The following is a 20398-nucleotide window of genomic DNA, read 5'->3' as shown; positions in this document are numbered from 1 at the left end:
CGCTTGAGCCGCTGACACCCGTCAGACGGCCCCGCTCAGCCTCGTGTCAGGCCGATTGCCGGAAGGCACGCGGGGACTGGCCTGTGTGTTTGTGAAAGGCGCGGCTGAAATAGGCGGCGGAGTGAAATCCCAGTTTTTGCGCAATCTGCTTGATCGGAAGATCGGTTTCCGAGAGCATCCGGCGGGCTTCGAAATGCACCCTATCCGCGAGAATCGCCGAGGCCGAGCGCCCGCAGGCGATGTTGCAGGCCCGTGTCAAATGCGTCGGACTGACGCCAAGATCGGCGGCGAATTGCGCAACTGTATAGCCTTCGCGCAGCTTGCTTTCCACTAAGGCCGTATAGGCGGCGGCGAGACGGCGCGAGGCATCGGGCGTCAGGTTGTAATCCGGCATCACCGACATCTGGCGTTCGAGCCAGACCGCAATCATACCCGCCTGAAATTCCATAGCGCGGTCACGTCCCGGACGGTCGCCATCGATTTCCCGTTGCAAGCCTTCGATCATACCGGTGATCTCGTTTTGCTGGATCACCTCGCGAAACCGCATGTGCAGCGGCTCTTTGGGCAAGGCAAAGCTCGGCTTGTCCGGCAGATGCACCGTGTAGCCCATGACCTGACCGACAGGTTCAAAGCCATACATGGTGCGGGTTGGCAGGTAGATCAGGTTGTGCGGCCCGAAACCGCGGGTGACACCGGCGACCGTGATCCGGCCTTGACCGCGGGTGAACCACAACAGTGTCGGCGAACGATGGCTGCGCATGGCTTCGGTGCGCCATTTGTTGACATTGGACAGCGTGCCCGTGCCGCGCCCCAGCGTGTTGACGCGATAGGCGCTTTGCGGCGGGATGTCGGGAATATTGGGCGCGGGGGTCTTGCGTGGCTTGGCGTTGCGCGGTTTCGCCTCGGATGTTGCCTGAGCGGAGTGCGGCATGGCTGCGGCGCGTTTGGCAGCCTCCGGCTTGGCCACGTCGCCCTTCGACAATTCCCCCAAGGGCAGGGATTGGAAAATCTTACGCGGTTTTGTCTCGGGCATGGGGCAATCTTGTTCGGTTTGTGCAATTTCAACCGTAGATTAGACCTCACAGAGGGCGAGTCAAAGAAAACATTTTGTTTTCAATGTGATATGTGCATTTGTTTAGCTATCCGCAATCTCTGCGCAAGGCAGCGATATCTTGTGGAAGGCCTTCATACGCGCTCTAAACCATGTGCGTTGACGCTTGGCATATTGCCGTGTGGCGATGGTTGCGGCCTCTTTGGCCTCCTCCAGACCCATTTCGCCGCGCAAATGGGCGATCAATTCGGGCGCACCGATGGCTTTGGAGGCGGGAGCGGCGGGGTTCCAGCCTGCCAGATTGGCCTGTGCCTCGTCCAGAGCGCCTTGGGCCAGCATGATCTCGAATCGCTGCGCGATGCGGGCGTTGAGCCAGTCCTTGTCGGCCTCAAGCAGCACCGGACAGCAGTTCGCAAGCGGCATCAAGGGCGGCGGTGTGTCGGCCTGCCACGCGGCCAGACCGCGCCCTGTGGCCCGCAGAACTTCCCACGCGCGCTGGACTCGCATCGGGTTCAACCGGTCGATTTTTCCCGCGGTTTCAGGGTCTTCCGCGTCAAGCTCTGCCAATAGCCCTGCGTGATTGCCCTCATCGGCACGACGTTGGTCCGCTTCTTGACGGATCGTGTCGGGCGTGGGGGGGATCTCCACCAGCCCTTCGGTCAGCGCGGTGAAATACAGCCCCGTGCCGCCAACGATGATCGGACGCTTCGCACCATTCAGATAGGGCGTCACATCGCGCAGCCAGTGACCGACCGAATAGATCTCGTCTCCGGCGACATGCCCGTAAAGCACATGGGGTGCGCGGGCTTCGTCTTCGGGAGAGGGGCGTGCGGTCAGAACCCGCCAGTTGTCAAAGACCTGAAGCGCATCGGCATTGATGATCACGCCGCCCTGACGCTCGGCAATGTCAAGCGCAAGTGCCGACTTGCCGGAGGCTGTGGGTCCGGCGATCAGCACGGGCTGCGTGGGCGATATGTCGAAGGGCAGGGTCATGGGGGCGATGTTTCAGGCCATCGCCGCGCTGTCAATATCCCGCAGGAAAACGGGGCCCCGAAAGGCCCCGCGTTTTGTCATGTTTGGCCGTGTTTGCAGCAGATGGCGCTCTGTCGTGCCACCGGTTCCGCCTACGGTGTTCAGTCGGCCTTGTGCAGCACGATCTGCTGGAATGGAATCTCGATGCCTTGGGCGTTGAATTCCTCGTAGATTGCCTGTGGGAAGCTGTATTTGACTGCGAAGTAATCCTCACCCTTCACAAAGGGGCGCACCAGAAGATCGACGCTGGAGGCGGCGAGGTCCTGCACTTCGACAAAGGGGGCCGGATCGGCCAACACGCGCGGATCGGCGTCGAGCACCTTTTTGATCGCGGCTTTCACCTTGGAAATATCGGAGCCATAGGCGACCGAGGCGATCATATCCACGCCGCGCACCGGATGGTGAGAGTGGTTGGTGATCTTGGTGCCCCAGATTTCCGAGTTGGGGATGATGATGTGTTGGTTGTCAAAGGTGATCATATCCGTGGTGAACAGGGTGATCGCCTCGACCTTGCCGAAAACACCGGCGGCCTCGACAAAATCGCCCACTTTGAAGGGACGGAACACGATGAGCATCACACCGGCGGCAAGGCTGGAGAGCGTACCTTGAAGTGCCAGACCGATGGCGAGACCGGCGGCGCCGAGGATGGCCACAAGCGAGGTGGTCTGGATGCCGAAACGGTCGAGAATGATGAGACCTGCAAAGATCAGGACGGCATAGCGGGCCAGCGAGCCGAAGAACTGGAACAGCGTGTCATCCAGCGAGTCATGGCTTTCGCCCAGTTTGAGGATGAGTTTTTTCACCAGTCCTGCAACCCAGAACGCGACCGCCGCGATCAGAATGACATAAAGGATGTTGATCAGATTGGCCTGTAGCCATCCGAAGGAGGTGTTGACACTGTCCATTGTGGTCCTTGTTTTCTTATATGGATGCGAGAGGGTATTCTATGATCGTGTTTCGGGCAAAAGGAGCGGGGAAAAGGCGTTTTGGCCTCCCCGCAGAGTTTCCGAAAAAGGCGCATTGATCCTGCTGGCGTTTTCGCGCATTTTGCCGGCAATCAAATTCATATCGGGGACATGTTATGAGCGACGCGGAGCTTGAGACGGGCAAGGATCACCCTGCCACGAAATATAAACGTGTGCTGTTGAAGATCTCGGGCGAGGCGCTCATGGGCGACCAGGGATTCGGTCTTCATCCGCCGACGGTGGAACGGATCGCCAAAGAGGTGAAATCCGTGCATGATCTCGGTGTCGAGATCTGTATGGTGATCGGGGGCGGTAATATCTTTCGCGGGCTGCAAGGCTCGGCGCAGGGGATGGAACGCACCACCGCCGATTACATGGGGATGCTGGCCACGGTGATGAACGCACTAGGTATGCAGGCCGCGCTGGAAGGTCTGGGTATTCACACGCGGGTGATCTCCGCGATCACCATGAACGAGGTGGCCGAGCCCTATATCCGCCGCCGCGCGGTGCGCCACCTTGAGAAAAAACGGATCTGTATCTTTGCCGCAGGCACCGGCAACCCCTATTTCACCACCGACACGGCGGCCACGCTGCGCGCCAATGAAATGGCTTGTGAGGCGATCTTCATGGGCAAGAACGGCGTGGACGGGGTCTATGACAAGGATCCCAAGACCAACCCTGATGCCAAACGCTACGATCACGTCAGCTATGACGAGGTGCTGCGCAAGAATCTCAAGGTCATGGATGCCTCCGCCATCGCGCTGGCGCGTGACAATGATTTGCCGCTGGTGGTCTTCCCGCTGGACGCGCCGGGGGGCTTCCGCTCCATCCTTGCGGGCGAAGGTACCTATACATTGGTGAACTGATAGGGCTATAAGCGCAGCGACCCGCGTCGCCGCGAAACGATACGAAAAGAGGGGAAACTCACCCATGTCCGAAGATTTTGAACTCGATACCTCAGACCTGTCCAAACGTATGGACGGGGCTTTGAACAACCTGCGGACGGAATTCGCTTCTTTGCGGACGGGGCGTGCCTCCGGCTCGATGCTGGAACCGATCATGGTGGACGCCTACGGCTCCATGACCCCGATCAATCAGGTCGGCACCGTGAACGTGCCGGAGCCGCGAATGGTGACGATCAACGTCTGGGACAAAGGTCTTGTGAACAAGGTCGAGAAAGCCATTCGCGAGAGCGGTCTGGGCATCAACCCGCAGCTCAACGGGACGATCATCATGCTGCCGATTCCCGAGCTGAACGAAGAACGCCGCCGCGAGTTGACCAAAGTGGCCGGCCAATATGCCGAACACGCCCGCGTCGCCGTGCGCAACGTGCGCCGTGACGGGATGGAGCAGATCAAGAAGCACAAGGACGGCATGTCCGACGACGACCAGAAATTCTGGGAATCCGAAGTGCAGGATTTGACCGACAAACATATCAAAATGATCGACGATCTTCTGGCCAACAAGCAAGAAGAGATCATGCAGGTTTAAGGGGGGCGAAAGCGTCGTTTTATGGCGCTTTTACCATTGTTTGGAACATGTCTGAAACGCGGGGCTCTCGCGTTTCAGACGATTGTATTTTGAGAGGCGCGATGAGCGAGACAAGCCCATCAAATTCAAGCCAATCCGGTTCCGGAGAGGCGAATACGGGCGGTCCGACCCATGTTGCCGTAATTATGGATGGCAACGGTCGCTGGGCGCAGTCCCGCGGCAAACCGCGCCTTTTCGGCCACCATGCAGGGGCCAAACGGGTCAAGGAAATCGTGCGCGCCTGTCCCGATCTGGGCGTGGAATACCTGACCATTTTTGCCTTTTCGACAGAGAACTGGAAACGCACCCAGACCGAAGTCTCCGGCCTCATGTCCCTGTTCCGCCGCTACATTCAGGGAGAGATGAAAGGGCTTGTGGCCGAAGGTGTGCGTGTGCGCTTCATTGGTGACCGCGTGCGGCTTGACAAGAAACTCATCCGGTTGATGGACGAGCTTGAAGAGGTCACAAAAGAGAATTCCCGCGTGCATCTGACCATTGCGATCAATTACGGCGGGCGCGACGAGGTCTCTCGCGCGGTCAAAGATCTTGCGCATGATGTGGCGCAAGGCAATCTCGACCCCGATACGGTCGATGAAACCACGCTGACACGCTATCTCGACACGCGCGTTCTGCCGGACCCCGATTTGGTCATTCGCACCTCGGGCGAGGCACGGATTTCCAACTTTCTGCTTTGGCAGTCGGCCTATTCCGAATATGAATTCATCGACACGCTCTGGCCGGATTTCACTGCAGAGGTCTTTGCCGAATGCGTATCGCGCTATGCGGGCCGCGACCGGCGTTTTGGCGGGGTGAAATCGTGAGCGCAAATTCTCCCAAAACCGGCAAATGGCGCGATCTGATGCCTCGGCTTCTGTCGGCTGTGGTGATGGTCGCAGTCGGACTTGGTGCCGTGCTGACCTCACATCTGGCCTTTAGCGGTCTTGTGGCCGTTGTTGGCCTCGTCGGCCTGTGGGAACTCTGGCGGATGTGGCAGGTGAAACAGGCCACAGGGATGACGGCGGGAGATCGCAATGTGCTGCTGGCCTATCTGGCTGTGCTGGTGCTGGGTTGCCTCGGCCTTGTGACCCTGTCTGCGGAGGGCGGGCGTGCGCTCTTGCTCTATGTTATCGGTTTGGTCGTGGTGACGGATTCTATGGGCTATCTGGTCGGCAAGACCTTGGGCGGGCCGAAATTCTGGCCGCGCATCAGCCCGAACAAGACATGGTCCGGCGTTCTGGGCGGCTGGATCGGGGCAGGGCTGTTAGGCTATTTCTGCCATCCCTTCATGCCCGAAGGGCTTGTGCGTCTGTGGTTCTTTGTCACCTCCTCGATGATCCTGTCCTTTGCCTCGCAACTGGGCGATATGGCCGAAAGCGGGCTGAAGCGTCGTATGGGCGTCAAGGACAGTTCCAACATCATCCCCGGACACGGGGGAGTGCTCGATCGGTTCGATGCGCTTCTGGCGCTTGGGGCGCTGGCCTTTATCCTCGATGTGATCTTCGGCTGAGGCAGATATGCGACGCATTTCCATTTTCGGTGCTACGGGGTCCATCGGGCAATCGACCATCGACCTGATCCGCCGTGATCGTGCGGCCTATGACGTGGTGGCCCTGACCGGCGGCGGCAATATCGATCTGTTGGCGAAAGACGCGATTGAACTGGGCGCGGATGTGGCTGTCACCGCCTATGAGGACCGGCTTGACGATCTCAAGGCCGCGCTTTCGGGATCTGGTGTTCAGGCTGCCGCCGGTGCGCAAGCCTTGCTCGAAGCGGCGGATCGTGAGGCCGACTGGATCATGTCCGCCATTGTCGGCTCTGCCGGTCTCGCGCCGGGCCTTCATGCGCTGCGCCACGGCACCACGCTGGCGCTTGCGAACAAGGAAAGCCTTGTCACCGCAGGCCCGCTGCTCATGCGCACAGCCCAAGGACACGGCGCACGGGTTCTGCCGGTGGACAGCGAACATTCCGCCGTGTTTCAGGGGCTGGTGGGCGAGGATCAATCCGAGGTCGAGCGCGTCATCATCACCGCATCCGGCGGTCCGTTCCGCGACTGGTCGCTGGAGCGTCTCGAAGGGGCCACGCTGGCGCAGGCCTGCAAGCACCCGTCTTGGGACATGGGGCAGAGGATCACGATTGATTCCGCCTCTATGTTTAACAAGGCACTCGAAATTATTGAGACCAAAGAATATTTCGGCTTTGATCCCGACCAGATCGAAGTGCTCGTGCATCCCGGCTCATATGTTCACGCGCTGGTAGGGTTCCGCGACGGGGCCTTGATGGCGCATATGGGCGCGCCCGACATGCGCCACGCCATCGGCTATGCGCTGCACTGGCCGGAGCGCCGCGATCTTCCGGTGGCGCGGCTTGATCTGGCGAAGGTCGGCCTGTTGCGCTTTGAGGCCCCCGACGAGACCCGCTTTGTGCCTTTGCGGCTGGCCCGCGAGGTGATGGAGACCGGCGGTCTGGCCGGTGCCGTGTTCAATGCCGCAAAAGAGGCGGCTTTGGACCATTTCATTGCCGGAAAGATCGGGTTTCTCGACATGGCGCGCCTTGTCGAACAGGTGCTCAATCAAATGTCAGTGGATGTGAGACTGGACGCGGGCAGCTTGAGCTTGGACAATGTGCTTGCAGCCGATAAAGAAGCCAGAGCCCGCGTGGCGGCCTTGCAGCCCGCGTTGAAAAAATAAGGAAGACCCGTTTTATGGATGTAACCAGTCTTGTGAGCAGTCTCGGCGGCACCGCCTTTACGCTCGTGTTTTTCATTGTCGCCCTGTCGATCATCGTCACGGTGCATGAATACGGCCATTACATCGTCGGACGCTGGTCGGGCATCCGCGCGGATGTGTTTTCCCTCGGTTTCGGCAAGCCGCTCTGGCAGCGCACCGACAAACGCGGCACGGTCTGGCAGATCGCGGCCCTGCCGTTCGGCGGCTATGTGAAATTCGCAGGCGACGCCAATGCAGCCTCCGCCCCTGACGCCCATGCGGTCGAAGGCATGAGCGAGGACGAGGCCCGCCACACCATGCCCGGTGCCCCTCTGTGGGCGCGCACGCTTACAGTGGCCGCCGGTCCGGTGTTCAACTTCATCTTTTCCTTCATCGTCTTCACCATCTTCGTGCTGATCGCGGGCAAGGCCACCGACACGCTGGTCGTCGATGAAATCTCCCCCGTGCCCTTCGAGGTCGGCATCGAGTCCGGCGACGAAATCCTTGCCATCAACGGGCTGAATATTCCTGCGCCGACCGAGCTGATGGAGGTCCTCGAAGAGCTGCCGCGCACGGCGGAGGTCACTTACACTGTGATGCGCAATGGCGAGGAACTGACGGTTCAGGGGGCCTATCCTTATCCGGTGATCGTCTCGGGCATCTCCCCGAAATCGGCGGCACGGGATGCGGGGATCAAGACGGGCGATGTCATCACCCGCCTCGACGGGGAGGACGTCCATACGTTCTGGGACTTGCAGGACTATGTCACCAGCCATGACGGCGCGCCGATGACCCTGACGGTCTGGCGCAACACGGATGCCGGTGGCGAGACCTACGAGACCACTCTGGAACCCCGCCGCCGTGATCTGCCGCTGCCGGACGGGGAGTTCGAAACCCGCTGGCTCATCGGCATCACGGGCGGTCTTTTGTTCTCCGTGGGCACAGAACCTGTCGGTCTGGGCGAAGCAATTGTCGCGGGGGCGCAGGGCGTCTGGCGGATCATTGTCACCTCGCTCTCCGGCATGGCGCATATGATTACCGGCGCGATCTCCGCCTGTAACCTCTCCGGTCCCGTGGGGATTGCCGAGGTGGTCTCCACCTCTGCTGCTGACGGGGTGGCCAGCTTTCTGTCCACCGTGGCGTTGCTCTCCACCGCAATCGGGCTGATGAACCTCTTCCCGATTCCGGTGCTCGATGGCGGGCATCTGGTGTTCTACGCCTATGAAGCGGTGCGCGGCAAACCTCTGCCGGACCGTGCGGTGGGCGTGATGATGACCATCGGCATGGCCGTGATTCTGGGATTTATGGTGCTGGGACTGGGATCGGACCTGTTCTGTAAGTAATCCGCTGTATTTCATTAAGATTGTTGCCGGATTTCACAAAGAAAACCGGCAGTTCATCCAAATATCGCCACATTCAGCGCCTATCCCGTCATCAAGGCGGGCAGGGCAAAAGCCCCGACCGTCTTGATCCTGTGGAGGCGGGGCGCTGTCAGCGGTTCGGCCTCCTTTCGAAGAAGGTGAGGACCACGATATGACCACATTGCGTGCAGGCTATGAAAGCGTTCATGAACTTGTCGACCTGAACTGGGATCGTCTGCTCTATGCCGCCACCATTGTCGTGGCGCTGGTGGCCGGTTCGTTCTTCGGTCAGCTTTTCCTGTAACACTGCGCCGCCGGTTGAGGCGCGGGGCTTTCTGCATGGAGTGCCGCACGGATTGACGCAGACAAGGCTCTGAAACCGGCCCGCGCCGCCTGCCGGATACACGCAAATCTGTGTGAAGCAGCAAACCGGAAAACTCGACTCCAACGCAAGAACTGGGGCTTTCGCACTCTGCGAGGGCCTTTATGCTGTGTGCCTCGGGCCGCGAATTGTGCGCGAACGCTTTTGACAAGGCGCCGTATTGCCGTTACTCAGCTTATAACTTGTGGGAATTTCGAGAAAGCTGACATGCTCTCAATGAATCATCGTTCGACCCGCGTAAAGCCACGTCTTGCCCGTGCTTTTGCGCTTTCATTCGCGGCTTTTGCTGTCACCTCCGTCTCTTACACCGTGTTTCCGGCACCGGCTGAGGCCCAGTCCTACCGTTTCACCAATGTGGTGGTCGAAGGGAACGCGCGGGTGTCTCAGGGAACGATCCTGTCCTATGCGGGAATCAGCCGTGGTCAATCCGTGTCCGGCGGGGAGCTGAACGATGCCTACCAGAAGGTTCTGGGCTCCGGTCTCTTCGAAACCGTCGAGTTCGTCCCGAGCGGCAGCACGCTTGTCATCAAAGTGACCGAGTTTCCGATCGTGTCGCGGATCTCTATCGAAGGCAACCGCAAGGTCAGCGATGATGCGCTGATGTCCGTGCTCACTACCAAGGTGCGCGGCGTCTATTCGCCCTCCGATGCGGAGGCCGATGCTGCCAATATGACCAAGATGTATGAGGCGAAGGGGCAACTCGTCGCCACTGTGACGCCGAAGATCATCCGTCGCTCCGACAACCGCGTGGATGTGGTGTTTGAAGTGACCGAGGGCAAAGGCGTCGAGATCGAGCGCCTGAGCTTTGTCGGCAACCGCAACTATTCCGACTCGCGTCTGCGTCGTGTGCTTGAAACCAAACAGGCCGGTGCCCTGCGGTTCATCATCGGGCGTGACACCTACACTGAAGACCGGATCCAGTTCGACAAACAGGTTCTCACGGATTTCTACACGTCGCGCGGCTATATCGACTTTCAGGTGCTCAATGTCGCCGCCGAGTTCTCGCGCGAGCGCAACGCCTATTTCCTGACCTTCAACGTGCGCGAAGGGCAGAAATACGAATTCGGCAATATCACGGTGTCTTCTGAGATCGCCGAGGCGCTGGAAGAAGATTTTGCCAAGGTCAATAAAATCCGCGCAGGTCAAACCTATTCGCCGCTGGCCGTGGAAAACAGCATCGACCGGATGGAAGCGCTGGCTCTGAAAAAGGGCATCGACTTCCTGCGCGTTGAGCCGGTTGTGACCCGCAACCAGCGCAGCCAGACCCTCGACATCGAATTCAAGTTGACACGCGGGCCGCGCGTCTTTGTCGAGCGGATCGATATCGAAGGCAACCAGACCACGCTTGACCGTGTGGTGCGCCAGAAATTCAAAGTGGTCGAAGGCGACCCGTTCAACCCGCGCCAGATCCGTGCGTCTGCTGAACGCATCCGTGCGCTTGGTTTCTTCTCGAATGCCGATGTGGAGACCCGTCAGGGCTCCGCACCCGACCAGATGATTGTCGATGTGAATGTGACCGAAAAGCCGACCGGCTCTTTCACCTTCGGCGGCAACTATTCCGTGTCGGACGGGGCCAACCTGATCGCGTCCTTTAGCGAAGCGAACTTTCTGGGCCGCGGGCAGAGCCTGTCCTTCAACCTGACCACGGATATTGATGACGGTAGCCTGTCGTTCAGCTTTGTCGAACCGGCCTTCCTTGGTCGCGATGTGGCCTTTGGCTTCTCGGCAGGTCTGGGCACGTCCCAACCCGGTTACGCGGAATACAATATCGAACGCGCCTATGTCTCGCCGCGTCTGACGTTCCCTGTTTCTGAGCATGGCAGCCTGACGCTCAACTACCGTGCAGAGATGGCGCGTATCACCGATGATGAAGATTATTGGGAAGACGATTACAGTTCTTACAGTGCTTACTATGCATCCCAAATTAACGGGGACATTGATGACGGTTGGGAAACCACAAGCTCGGTAGGCTATTCCTACAGCTACGACACACGGCGCAGTGGCTTGTCCACCAATTCGGGCATCCTGTTCAAATTCGGTCAGGATTTTGCCGGTCCTGTCGGTGGCGACATCAGCTATACAAAAACCTCTTTCGAGCTGACGGGACGGACCAAGGTCTGGAACGAGGAAATCACTCTGGTGGCGACGCTTGAAGGCGGTGTTCTGGATGCGGGTGACGATTCCAGCGTCGCAAACCGCTATTTCAACAGTTCCTCCATCATCCGCGGGTTTGAAACCGGCGGGATTGGTCCGCGCTCTGAAACAAACGATGCCGCACTTGGCGGTGACTACTATGCCGTGGCCCGTCTGGATGCGCAGTTCCCTCTGGGGCTGCCCGAAGAATACGGATTGAGCGGTGGTTTGTTCTTTGACTATGGCTCCGTCTGGGGGCTGGATGATACGGATAACATCTACAGTGGGTCCGATGATCTGCATTGGCGTTCCGTGATCGGGGCTTCGGTCTTTTGGACGACGCCTCTGGGGCCGTTGCGCTTCAACTTCTCCAAGGCGCTTCAAAAAGAAGACTATGATGAGGAACAGACCTTCGATCTGACCATCTCCACGAGCTTCTGAGATGTTTCTACGCAGGGTTTCGCTGGCCGTTCTGTTCGCTCTGGGTGCGACTGCACTATGCGCACAGGATGCGCCGCAGGGCTCGGGTGTTGCCTCTGAAACGGTGGAAAGTCGAGAGGTCTCCGCAACAAAGGGCACGAAACTGGTCTTTCCGGTTCTGGTCTTTGACCGGTCCCGTGTGCTGAGCCAAAGTGCTGCGGGGCAGGCGCTTGAGGCCGAGATCGATGAGGCCCGTGCGGCACTTCTGGCGGAAAACGAACAGATCTACGCCGATCTTGAAACCGAAGAGCAGGAGATCGCCGACGCCAAGCCGCTGATGAGCGAAGAGGCGTTTCGCCTCCGTGCGCAGGAATTTGACACCAAAGTCACCGAAGCTCGCAGCGCACAGGACCAGAAAGCCCGCGACATCCAGACGCTCTACGACGACGGGATCGGCGAAATCGAGCAGAAGATGAACGACGCGCTGGCCACCATCGCACGCGATCTAGGTGCAGTCGTGGTGTTTGAACGCGGACAGGTCTATCTGATGAACGGGGCGATCGACATTTCCCGTCTGGTGATCGAGAAACTCGACGAGGATTTGGCCGAGGACACGGATACAGCGCCCGCAGATCAGGATACGGCGCCTTCTGAGGACTGAGCCTCCCGCAGACCTGAACAGAGCGGCAAGAGCGCGTCGCCCTGCTTGTCACCCCGAACCTCTGTTGATAGGTAGTAAGCCAGCATTTCTGTCCCCCGAGCATTTCAGGGGCAAGAGGGCCGAGCGGATCGCCACACCTTGCGGCCCGCCGGTTGCACGAGAAAGACAACAAGACAATGAAGCCCGGGGAAGACATATGACCGAGAGCACCAAGCCGACCATTGCAGATATCGACCTGATCCAGCGCATCCTGCCGCACCGCTATCCGTTCTTGCTTGTGGACCGTGTGGTGGATATCGACTGCCCGAATTCCTGCACCGGCATCAAGAATGTGACCTTCAACGAGCCGCATTTTCAGGGCCATTTCCCCGGCCAGCCGGTTATGCCCGGCGTGACAATCGTCGAAGCCATGGCCCAGACCGCCGCCGTCATGGTCGGCGTGCACATGGAACTAGCCGACAAGGAATTCAACGTCTATTTCATGAACATCGACGGGGTGAAATTCCGCCGCAAAGTCGTGCCGGGTGACCAGCTCAAGATGCATGTCACCGTGAAGCGGGGCGGCGGCAAGGTCTGGAAATTCGATGGCCGCGCCGAGGTTGATGGCGAACTGGCCTGTCAGGCCGAATTTACCGCGATGATGGATTTGACGCCCAAGGCGTAAGGACAGGACCATGAGCACCATTCACCCCAGCGCCCGCATTCATCCGTCTTCCGTGATCGAAGAGGGCGCCGTGATCGGTGCGGATGTGGAGATCGGGCCGTTTTGCCTGATCGGTCCGGAGGTCCGGCTTGCAGACCGCGTGGTGATCAAATCCCACGCGGTGATCACCGGCGACACCGAGATCGGCGAGGACACCACCGTGTTCCAGTTCGCCTCCATCGGGGAAATTCCGCAGGACCTCAAATTCAAGGGTGAAAAGACCCGCCTTGTCATCGGCAAGCGCAACCGCATCCGCGAATATGTGACCATGAACACGGGTACAGAGGGCGGCGGTGGCGTGACCCGCGTGGGGGATGATTGCCTGCTAATGGCCTCTGCCCATGTGGCTCATGACGCGCAGATCGGGGATCGGGTGATTCTGGTCAATTCTGTCGCTGTCGCGGGGCACTGTGTCATTGAGGATGATGTGATCATCGGCGGTCTGTCCGGCATCCACCAATGGGTGCGGATCGGGCAGGGCGCCATTGTGGGCGCGCTCTCGATGGTCACCTCCGACGTGCTGCCGCATGCGCTGGTGCAAGGCCCGCGTGCCGAGTTGGACGGGCTCAACCTCGTCGGGCTTAAACGCAAAGGCGTGCCCCGCGACGACATCAACCAGCTTCGTGCCGCCTTCCAGATGCTCAAACAGGGCGAAGGCTCCTTCAAGGACCGCGCCCAACGCCTCAAGGAAGATTTCGACAGCGATTACGTCTCCCGCATGGTGGCCTTTGTCATGGCAGACAGCGACCGCGGCTTTTTGACCCCGAAGTGATCCCATGACCCGCACCGCGATCATAGCCGGATCAGACGCGCTGCCACGGCTTCTGGCCGAGGCGCTGAACAATCCTGTCTATGTGACACTGGATCCGGTGGAGGTGCCCGAGGGGATCGAGCATGTCACCGCGCGGATCGAAAAGCTGGGTCGGCTTTTCAAGGATTTGAAATCCCGCGATGTGGGCGCTGTCACCTTTGCGGGTGCCATGAGCCGTCCGAAGGTCAACCCCGTGTTGATGGATCGCCATGCGCTACGCCTCGCCATGTCTCTGGGCAAGGGCGATGATGCGCTGTTGCGTGAGGTTCTGGCACTTTTCGAGGATCAGGGCTTTCTCGTCCGTGGAGCAACCGAAATCCGGCCTGATCTTGTGCTGGAGCCCGGTGTGATCTGGGGCCGCAAACCGACCCGTCAGGACGAGGAGGACACCGCCCGCGCCCAAGCCGTGCTGGACGCGCTCGGGCCTCTGGATGTGGGGCAGGGCGCGGTCTGTGCCGGCGGGCAGATGCTCGGCATAGAGACTCTTCAGGGCACCGATGCTATGTTGTCTTTTGTCGCCCGGACGCCTGCCCATTTACGACGTTCCAACGGCGTTCTTGTCAAAGCGCCGAAGCGGGGGCAGGATATGCGGATTGATGTGCCGACCATCGGGCTGTCCACCATCGAGGCGGTGATCGAGGCCGGGCTTGGCGGGCTTGTGATCCCGTCGGGTGAGGTGATTGTATTGGATCGTGACGCCGTCGAGGCGCGTGTAAAAGAGGCAGGGTTGTTCCTGAAAGCGCAATGACACTCAAGGTTTTTGTGATCGCGGGCGAACCTTCCGGCGACCGTCTTGGCGGGGCCGTCATGGCGGGGCTGGCCGCTCTGGCGGATGATGTGGAATTTCGCGGCGTGGGCGGTGCGGCAATGGCGGAGGCGGGGCTTGTCAGCCAGTTTCCCATGTCCGAACTGTCTCTCATGGGGATTGCGGAAATCCTGCCGAAATATTTCCATCTCAAGCGTCGTATCCGCGAAGTGGCCGAGGCCATTCTCGACTGGCAGCCCGATGTGGTTGTCACCATCGACAGTCCCGATTTCTGTCTGCGCGTGGCCGATCTTGTGAAGGCTCGCTCGGATATTCGCATTTGCCACTATGTGGCGCCGACGGTTTGGGCGTGGCGTCCGGGACGGGCGGGCAAGCTTGCAAAACGTGTGGATCAGCTCTTGGCGCTCTTTCCTTTCGAGCCGCCCTTTTTCGAGAAAGAGGGGCTGCGCTGTGATTTTGTCGGTCATCCTGTGGCGACAGAGGACCTGGCCTCTGACCAAGACGTTGCCGATTTTCGCGCACGGCACGGGATTGGCACGGAGCCTCTTGTTCTGATCCTGCCCGGATCGCGCAAGAGCGAGGTCTGGATTCTTGCCTTGCTCTTTGGCGAGGCGATGGGGCATTTCTCGCTGCATCATCCGAAGGCCCGCTATGTCCTGCCGATGGCGCAGAATGTCGAAGATGTGGTGCGGCGTGTGGTGAAGAGCGACTGGCCGGTTCAGCCGATCCTGATTGAGGCCTCGGACAAGGCGGAGAAGGCCGCTGCCTTCCGTGCTGCAGATGTGGCGCTTGCGGCCTCTGGCACCGTGTCTCTGGAGCTTGCCGCCAATGACACGCCGATGGTGATTGCCTATCGGATGAACTGGCTCACAGAGATGATCATCAAGCGCAAGCTGCTGGTCGACACGGTGACTTTGGTCAATCTGGTCTCGGAGACCCGCGTCGTGCCGGAGTTTCTCGGGAAAGAGTGCATCCCGCAGAAAATCACGGCCTCTTTGTCTCATGTGCTCAACACAGGCGATGACCAGCGTGCGGCGATGAAACTGACGATGGAGCGATTGGGGCGAGGGCAGGAAAATCCGGGCCTGAGGGCTGCACGCGCCATTCTTGACGGGATTGCGCAGGGCTGAGAGGTTTGCAGCTGACGGCGTGCGCCCCGGCTGGGACGCACGCTGCTTTTGTTTGTGGTGTTCCGGAGGCCTTAATGCCCGCGCCAGATCCAGCCGCCACCAAAGATGCGCGACCCGTCCGGATCATAGAAGACACAAGCCTGTCCCGGCGAGACGCCTTCTTCGGCCACGACCAGTTCCACCTCGGCCTCGGTCTCGGAAATCGGGCGGATGATCGCCTCACGCGGCGGCCGTGTCGAGCGCACCTTGACGTCCAGCACCCATTCCTCGCGTGAAGTAAACGGCTCGTCACCCAGCCAGTTGATCTCCCGCACGGGGATTTTCCGCGTCGCCAGCATCTCTTTCGGCCCGACGATCACGCGGCGATTGTCCACGTCGAGCTTCACCACATAAAGCGGCTCCGTGAGCCCCCCGATGCCAAGACCGCGCCGCTGGCCGATCGTGTAATGGATCACACCCTCATGCGTGCCGCGCACCACTCCGTTATGATCCACAATCTCGCCCGGTTCCGCCGCGCCGGGGCGCAGCTTCTCGATCACGGAGGCATAATTGCCGTTGGGCACGAAACAGATGTCCTGACTGTCCGGCTTCTCCGCCACAGACAGCCCGTATTTCGCCGCCAGCGCACGTGTCGCGTCCTTGGACGGCAAATGCCCCAGCGGGAAGCGCAGGTAGTCAAGCTGCTCCGGCGTGGTCGAGAACAGAAAATAGCTCTGGTCACGGTTCGCATCCGCCGCCGAATGAAGCTCCGGCCCGTTTGCGCCCATCTTGCGTTGAATATAATGCCCCGTCGCCATGCAATCGGCGTCCAGATCCTTGGCGGTTTCCAACAGATCCTTGAACTTCACCCGCTCGTTACAGCGGATGCAGGGCACAGGGGTGGCACCGGCCAGATAGCTGTCGGCGAATTCGTCAATCACCGCATCCTTGAACACGTTCTCGTAGTCGAGAACATAATGCGGGAACCCCATTTCTTCGGCCACGCGCCGCGCATCGTGAATGTCACGCCCTGCACAACACGCACCCTTCTTGGAAAGCGCTGCGCCGTGGTCATACAGCTGGAGCGTCACGCCGACCACGTCATAGCCCTCTTCGGCCAGCTGGGCCGCGACCACAGAGGAATCCACGCCCCCCGACATGGCCACAACCACGCGGGTGTCTTTCGGGGCTTTCGCAAAGCCCAAGGAGTTCAGCGGGTGTGCGCCGTCGTCAAACATGAATAAATCCTTTCGGGAACAGTCCTGCTATATAAGAAAATTGGAACTATTCTCAAGGGGCGGCTTCACTCCCCATTAAGAGGATTGCGGCACAAAGGTTGTGCAATTCAAGATGAGGGTGAGTTCCATGTATCTTAAAAAAGTTGATGGTCCGCGTGCCGTAACACTTCCTGACGGGTCGATCATGACCAGAGCCGACCTTCCCCCGAAGGAAACCCGCCGCTGGGTGGCCTCTCGCAAGGCGCTTGTGGTGAAAGGTGTTGTTTATGGGCTGATTCCCCTGTCGGAAGCCTTGAAAACCTACGGATTGTCCGAAGAGGAGTTCAATTCGTGGAAAACCGCCATTTCCGAACATGGCGAAGCCGCTTTGAAGGCCACAGCACTGCAAAAATATCGACAGTCTTGAGGGGGGAACACGAAAAGTTTATATTTGGTAACGGGTAGTTAACTATTTTTGAGCACCTTTCATTTCAGAGAACGCAACAAAAACAAATTTGGAAGATTCTAACGGAGACATAGAACCATGCGCATTTTGCTGGTCGAAGACGATCCCACCACATCCAAAAGCATCGAGCTGATGCTGTCCCACGCCAACCTGAACGTCTATATGACCGATCTTGGCGAAGAGGGGATCGATCTCGCAAAACTTTATGATTACGATTTAATTCTTTTGGACCTGGGCTTGCCCGATATGCACGGCCACGAGGTGTTGCGACAATTGCGGCTGGCACGGATCGAAACACCGATCCTGATTCTGTCGGGGGCTGATGACACCGAGAACAAGATCAAGGGATTCGGCTTTGGTGCAGACGACTACCTGACCAAACCGTTCCACCGCGAAGAGCTTGTGGCGCGCATCCATGCCATCATCCGCCGCTCGAAGGGACATTCCCAATCCGTGATCCGCACTGGCAAGATCGAGGTTAATCTCGACGGTAAAAACGTCACGGTCGGCGGCAAGCCTGTGCATCTGACGGGCAAGGAATACCAGATGCTCGAACTGCTTTCCCTGCGCAAGGGCACGACACTGACCAAGGAAATGTTCCTCAACCACCTTTACGGCGGTATGGACGAGCCGGAACTCAAGATTATCGACGTGTTCATCTGTAAATTGCGCAAGAAACTCGCCAATGCCACTGACGGGGAGAATTACATCGAAACCGTCTGGGGCCGCGGCTATGTGCTGCGCGATCCGGAGCCCCTGTCCGATATGGACGAACAAATTGCCATTGGCGCCTGAGTGCATCCCCTGACGGTTTGTTCTGTTCCGATCCGTCAGGACGTATGATTTGGAGCGTTTTCTCCGTCTCGTGGATATCTACTGACTGGACCTCCCTGTTCGCCTCTCCTAAACCAAGGGAAAGGCATCCTCGGGGAGGTATTTTTATGGCTGACACTGTGACAGAATCAAAATCTGTCGAGGCATTGACCGAAGCGGAAGCGCGTGCGGAACTGGCACGGCTTTCCGAGCATCTGTCGGGGGCGAATATCGCCTATCACACCGAAGACGCGCCGGTGATGTCGGATGCCGAATATGATGCACTCAAACGGCGCAATGCAGCCATTGAGGCCCGTTTTCCCCATCTCAAACGCAGCGACAGCCCAAGCGAACAGGTCGGCGCAGCCCCCGCCGAAGGTTTTGGCAAGATTACCCATGCGGTGCGGATGATGTCTCTGGCCAATGCTTTTGACGACGAGGATGTCGAGGAATTTGATCGCTCCGTGCGCAAATATCTCGGCGCGCCCGGTGAAATCGCCTATACGGCAGAGCCGAAAATCGACGGGTTGTCCCTGTCCTTGCGCTATGAACAGGGGCGGCTTGTCTCCGCTGCCACGCGCGGCGATGGCGAGGTGGGCGAAAACGTCACCGCCAATGCCCGCACCATCGCGGATATTCCGCAGGAACTGGACGGTGCGCCCGAGGTGCTCGAAGTGCGCGGCGAGGTCTATATGTCCCACGCCGATTTCGACGCGCTGAATGCCCGCCACGCCGAACGCGGCGGCAAGACCTTCGCCAATCCGCGCAACGCCGCCGCCGGTTCCTTGCGCCAGCTTGATCCCGAAATCACCCGCGCCCGTCCGCTCAAATTCTTCGCCTACGCATGGGGCGAACTGTCCGACCCACTGGCCGAGACACAGATGGAGGCGATCCACCGCCTCGCCGCGCTCGGGTTTCAGACCAACCCGCTGACCAAGCGGTTCACCCGCATTTCCGACCTGCTCGCGCATTATCGGGAGATCGAAGCCCAACGCGCCACGCTGGGCTATGACATCGACGGTGTGGTCTACAAGGTGGACAATCTTGAGTTGCAGCGCCGTTTGGGTTTTCGTTCGACCACGCCCCGTTGGGCCATCGCGCACAAATTCCCCGCCGAACTGGCATGGACGCGGCTGGAGGGGATCGACATTCAGGTTGGCCGCACCGGCGCGCTCTCGCCGGTCGCGCGTCTGAGCCCCGTGACCGTGGGCGGCGTCGTGGTCTCCAACGCCACGCTGCACAATGAGGATTACATTCAGGGCTTTGGCTCGAAAGGCGAGGTCATTCGCCCCGATGAGACGGGACAGCCCAAGGACATTCGCGTCGGTGACTGGGTGCAGGTTTACCGTGCGGGCGATGTGATCCCGAAGGTGGCCGATGTCGATCTTGCCCGACGCAAGTCCGACGCTTTGCCATACGTTTTTCCGACCACCTGTCCGGAGTGCGGATCCGACGCCATCCGCGAAGAGGGCGACGCTGTGCGCCGCTGTTCCGGCGGGCTGATCTGTCCGGCGCAGGCGGTGGAGAAACTCAAACATCTGGTGTCGCGCGGGGCCTTCGATATCGAAGGACTCGGGGCCAAACAGATCGAGCAATTCTACAAGGACGGGTGGATCAAAGAACCTGCCGATATATTTGAATTAAAAGAGAATTTCGGCCCCGGAAAGATTCAGCAGCTCAAGAACCGCGAAGGCTGGGGCGAGAAATCCGCGCTTAATCTTTTCGACGCCATCGACGCCCGTCGCGACATCCCCTTGGCCAAGCTGATTTTCGGTCTCGGCATCCGTCATGTCGGGGACAGCTCCGCGAGCCTTCTGGCCACGCATTACGGCACATGGCAGGCCTTCGAAACCGCCATGAGCCAAGCCATAGTCGGCACCGGAGACGCCTGGAACGACCTGCTGTCCATCGACGGTGTGGGGGAGGTTATGGCCACCTCGCTCGTCACCGCGTTCCACCAGGAAGCCGAGCGCGCGTCTATCGACAGGTTGGTGGCCCATCTCAATCCGATCGAGGCGGAAAAGCCCAAAAACGATAGCCCTGTGAGCGGAAAAACCGTTGTTTTTACCGGCTCTCTTGAGAAAATGACCCGCGCAGAGGCCAAAGCCCGCGCGGAATCTCTGGGCGCAAAGGTCTCCGGTTCGGTCTCTGCCAAAACCGATCTGGTCGTGGCGGGTCCGGGGGCTGGATCGAAAGAGAAGAAAGCAAAAGACCTCGGAATCGAGGTGATTGACGAAGACGGTTGGCTTGCGCTGATCGGGGATGCATGATCA

20 protein-coding genes are annotated in these 20398 nt (G+C 59.3%); 16 read left to right on the top strand and 4 right to left on the bottom strand.

The window, feature by feature from the left end:
• Positions 1 to 46 precede the first annotated feature (46 nt).
• From BM152_RS10365 to BM152_RS10355, 3 genes are all read right to left on the bottom strand, one after another.
• Positions 47 to 1033, bottom strand: coding sequence for a helix-turn-helix domain-containing protein (locus BM152_RS10365; protein ID WP_066599907.1), 987 nt, complete (start codon positions 1031 to 1033; stop codon positions 47 to 49).
• 102 nt (positions 1034 to 1135) lie between these two features.
• A complete protein-coding gene (miaA, locus tag BM152_RS10360) occupies positions 1136 to 2044 on the bottom strand; it encodes a tRNA (adenosine(37)-N6)-dimethylallyltransferase MiaA (protein ID WP_066599910.1) in 909 nt (302 codons plus the stop codon).
• 140 nt (positions 2045 to 2184) lie between these two features.
• Positions 2185 to 2988: a mechanosensitive ion channel family protein gene (locus tag BM152_RS10355; protein ID WP_066599912.1), complete on the bottom strand. Its 804-nt coding sequence runs from the start codon at positions 2986 to 2988 to the stop codon at positions 2185 to 2187.
• Between the two features lie 176 nt (positions 2989 to 3164).
• On the opposite strand from BM152_RS10355, the gene pyrH reads away from it, so the two are divergent.
• From pyrH to lpxB, 13 genes are all read left to right on the top strand, one after another.
• Positions 3165 to 3914, top strand: coding sequence for a UMP kinase (gene pyrH / locus BM152_RS10350; RefSeq protein WP_066599915.1), 750 nt, complete (start codon positions 3165 to 3167; stop codon positions 3912 to 3914).
• A 64-nt stretch (positions 3915 to 3978) separates the two neighbouring features.
• On the top strand, positions 3979 to 4539 hold the full coding sequence (frr, locus tag BM152_RS10345) for a ribosome recycling factor (RefSeq protein ID WP_066599922.1): 561 nt from the start codon (positions 3979 to 3981) through the stop codon (positions 4537 to 4539).
• A gap of 101 nt (positions 4540 to 4640) precedes the next feature.
• The gene (locus BM152_RS10340; RefSeq protein ID WP_066599930.1) at positions 4641 to 5399 is read left to right on the top strand and encodes an undecaprenyl pyrophosphate synthase; all 759 of its coding nucleotides are present in this window, start codon (positions 4641 to 4643) and stop codon (positions 5397 to 5399) included.
• Positions 5396 to 6085 (top strand): phosphatidate cytidylyltransferase, encoded by a 690-nt coding sequence (locus BM152_RS10335; RefSeq protein ID WP_066599932.1) that lies wholly within the window; start codon positions 5396 to 5398, stop codon positions 6083 to 6085. The genes BM152_RS10340 and BM152_RS10335 overlap by 4 nt, the downstream gene beginning before the upstream one ends.
• Positions 6086 to 6092: 7 nt before the next feature.
• Entirely contained in the window at positions 6093 to 7265 is a 1173-nt protein-coding gene (dxr, locus tag BM152_RS10330) for a 1-deoxy-D-xylulose-5-phosphate reductoisomerase (protein WP_066599934.1), read from the top strand.
• Between the two features lie 14 nt (positions 7266 to 7279).
• On the top strand, positions 7280 to 8626 hold the full coding sequence (rseP, locus tag BM152_RS10325) for an RIP metalloprotease RseP (protein WP_066599938.1): 1347 nt from the start codon (positions 7280 to 7282) through the stop codon (positions 8624 to 8626).
• A gap of 190 nt (positions 8627 to 8816) precedes the next feature.
• Positions 8817 to 8948: a hypothetical protein gene (locus tag BM152_RS19630; RefSeq protein WP_269446547.1), complete on the top strand. Its 132-nt coding sequence runs from the start codon at positions 8817 to 8819 to the stop codon at positions 8946 to 8948.
• Between the two features lie 285 nt (positions 8949 to 9233).
• Positions 9234 to 11600: an outer membrane protein assembly factor BamA gene (gene bamA / locus BM152_RS10320; protein ID WP_082715285.1), complete on the top strand. Its 2367-nt coding sequence runs from the start codon at positions 9234 to 9236 to the stop codon at positions 11598 to 11600.
• 1 nt (position 11601) lies between these two features.
• Entirely contained in the window at positions 11602 to 12240 is a 639-nt protein-coding gene (locus BM152_RS10315; protein WP_066599939.1) for an OmpH/Skp family outer membrane protein, read from the top strand.
• Between the two features lie 196 nt (positions 12241 to 12436).
• Positions 12437 to 12904, top strand: a complete 468-nt coding sequence (gene fabZ, locus BM152_RS10310) for a 3-hydroxyacyl-ACP dehydratase FabZ (protein ID WP_066599943.1) — start codon at positions 12437 to 12439, stop codon at positions 12902 to 12904.
• 10 nt (positions 12905 to 12914) lie between these two features.
• A complete protein-coding gene (gene lpxA, locus BM152_RS10305; RefSeq protein ID WP_066599951.1) occupies positions 12915 to 13715 on the top strand; it encodes an acyl-ACP--UDP-N-acetylglucosamine O-acyltransferase in 801 nt (266 codons plus the stop codon).
• 4 nt (positions 13716 to 13719) lie between these two features.
• On the top strand, positions 13720 to 14502 hold the full coding sequence (locus BM152_RS10300) for an LpxI family protein (RefSeq protein WP_066599958.1): 783 nt from the start codon (positions 13720 to 13722) through the stop codon (positions 14500 to 14502).
• A complete protein-coding gene (lpxB, locus tag BM152_RS10295; protein ID WP_066599961.1) occupies positions 14499 to 15650 on the top strand; it encodes a lipid-A-disaccharide synthase in 1152 nt (383 codons plus the stop codon). Before BM152_RS10300 ends, lpxB begins: the two co-directional genes overlap by 4 nt.
• A 71-nt stretch (positions 15651 to 15721) precedes the next feature.
• On the opposite strand, the gene mnmA is transcribed toward lpxB, so the two are convergent.
• Entirely contained in the window at positions 15722 to 16867 is a 1146-nt protein-coding gene (gene mnmA, locus BM152_RS10290; RefSeq protein ID WP_066599965.1) for a tRNA 2-thiouridine(34) synthase MnmA, read from the bottom strand.
• A gap of 127 nt (positions 16868 to 16994) precedes the next feature.
• On the opposite strand from mnmA, the gene sciP reads away from it, so the two are divergent.
• The 3 genes from sciP (at position 16995) to ligA (ending at position 20395) form a co-directional block, all read left to right on the top strand.
• The gene (gene sciP / locus BM152_RS10285) at positions 16995 to 17273 is read left to right on the top strand and encodes a CtrA inhibitor SciP (RefSeq protein WP_066599967.1); all 279 of its coding nucleotides are present in this window, start codon (positions 16995 to 16997) and stop codon (positions 17271 to 17273) included.
• Positions 17274 to 17390: 117 nt separating this feature from the next.
• Entirely contained in the window at positions 17391 to 18107 is a 717-nt protein-coding gene (gene ctrA, locus BM152_RS10280) for a response regulator transcription factor CtrA (protein ID WP_066599969.1), read from the top strand.
• A gap of 146 nt (positions 18108 to 18253) precedes the next feature.
• Entirely contained in the window at positions 18254 to 20395 is a 2142-nt protein-coding gene (ligA, locus tag BM152_RS10275; RefSeq protein ID WP_170845866.1) for an NAD-dependent DNA ligase LigA, read from the top strand.
• Positions 20396 to 20398 lie beyond the last annotated feature (3 nt).

It is taken from the genome of Celeribacter halophilus (assembly GCF_900114135.1).
GTDB classification, from domain to species: Bacteria; Pseudomonadota; Alphaproteobacteria; order Rhodobacterales; family Rhodobacteraceae; genus Celeribacter; species Celeribacter halophilus.
The sequence above is the reverse complement of the archived record's forward strand: the minus strand, read 5'-3'. Positions and strand labels throughout refer to the sequence as shown.

What these genes read in the sequence shown, in the direction of transcription:
- BM152_RS10365 (WP_066599907.1), bottom strand. Translation starts at nt 1,033, where the DNA reads ATGCCCGAGACAAAACCGCGTAAGATTTTCCAATCCCTGCCCTTGGGG.
- miaA (WP_066599910.1), bottom strand. Translation starts at nt 2,044, where the DNA reads ATGACCCTGCCCTTCGACATATCGCCCACGCAGCCCGTGCTGATCGCC.
- BM152_RS10355 (WP_066599912.1), bottom strand. Translation starts at nt 2,988, where the DNA reads ATGGACAGTGTCAACACCTCCTTCGGATGGCTACAGGCCAATCTGATC.
- pyrH (WP_066599915.1), top strand. Translation starts at nt 3,165, where the DNA reads ATGAGCGACGCGGAGCTTGAGACGGGCAAGGATCACCCTGCCACGAAA.
- frr (WP_066599922.1), top strand. Translation starts at nt 3,979, where the DNA reads ATGTCCGAAGATTTTGAACTCGATACCTCAGACCTGTCCAAACGTATG.
- BM152_RS10340 (WP_066599930.1), top strand. Translation starts at nt 4,641, where the DNA reads ATGAGCGAGACAAGCCCATCAAATTCAAGCCAATCCGGTTCCGGAGAG.
- dxr (WP_066599934.1), top strand. Translation starts at nt 6,093, where the DNA reads ATGCGACGCATTTCCATTTTCGGTGCTACGGGGTCCATCGGGCAATCG.
- rseP (WP_066599938.1), top strand. Translation starts at nt 7,280, where the DNA reads ATGGATGTAACCAGTCTTGTGAGCAGTCTCGGCGGCACCGCCTTTACG.
- BM152_RS19630 (WP_269446547.1), top strand. Translation starts at nt 8,817, where the DNA reads ATGACCACATTGCGTGCAGGCTATGAAAGCGTTCATGAACTTGTCGAC.
- bamA (WP_082715285.1), top strand. Translation starts at nt 9,234, where the DNA reads ATGCTCTCAATGAATCATCGTTCGACCCGCGTAAAGCCACGTCTTGCC.
- BM152_RS10315 (WP_066599939.1), top strand. Translation starts at nt 11,602, where the DNA reads ATGTTTCTACGCAGGGTTTCGCTGGCCGTTCTGTTCGCTCTGGGTGCG.
- fabZ (WP_066599943.1), top strand. Translation starts at nt 12,437, where the DNA reads ATGACCGAGAGCACCAAGCCGACCATTGCAGATATCGACCTGATCCAG.
- lpxA (WP_066599951.1), top strand. Translation starts at nt 12,915, where the DNA reads ATGAGCACCATTCACCCCAGCGCCCGCATTCATCCGTCTTCCGTGATC.
- BM152_RS10300 (WP_066599958.1), top strand. Translation starts at nt 13,720, where the DNA reads ATGACCCGCACCGCGATCATAGCCGGATCAGACGCGCTGCCACGGCTT.
- lpxB (WP_066599961.1), top strand. Translation starts at nt 14,499, where the DNA reads ATGACACTCAAGGTTTTTGTGATCGCGGGCGAACCTTCCGGCGACCGT.
- mnmA (WP_066599965.1), bottom strand. Translation starts at nt 16,867, where the DNA reads ATGTTTGACGACGGCGCACACCCGCTGAACTCCTTGGGCTTTGCGAAA.
- sciP (WP_066599967.1), top strand. Translation starts at nt 16,995, where the DNA reads ATGTATCTTAAAAAAGTTGATGGTCCGCGTGCCGTAACACTTCCTGAC.
- ctrA (WP_066599969.1), top strand. Translation starts at nt 17,391, where the DNA reads ATGCGCATTTTGCTGGTCGAAGACGATCCCACCACATCCAAAAGCATC.
- ligA (WP_170845866.1), top strand. Translation starts at nt 18,254, where the DNA reads ATGGCTGACACTGTGACAGAATCAAAATCTGTCGAGGCATTGACCGAA.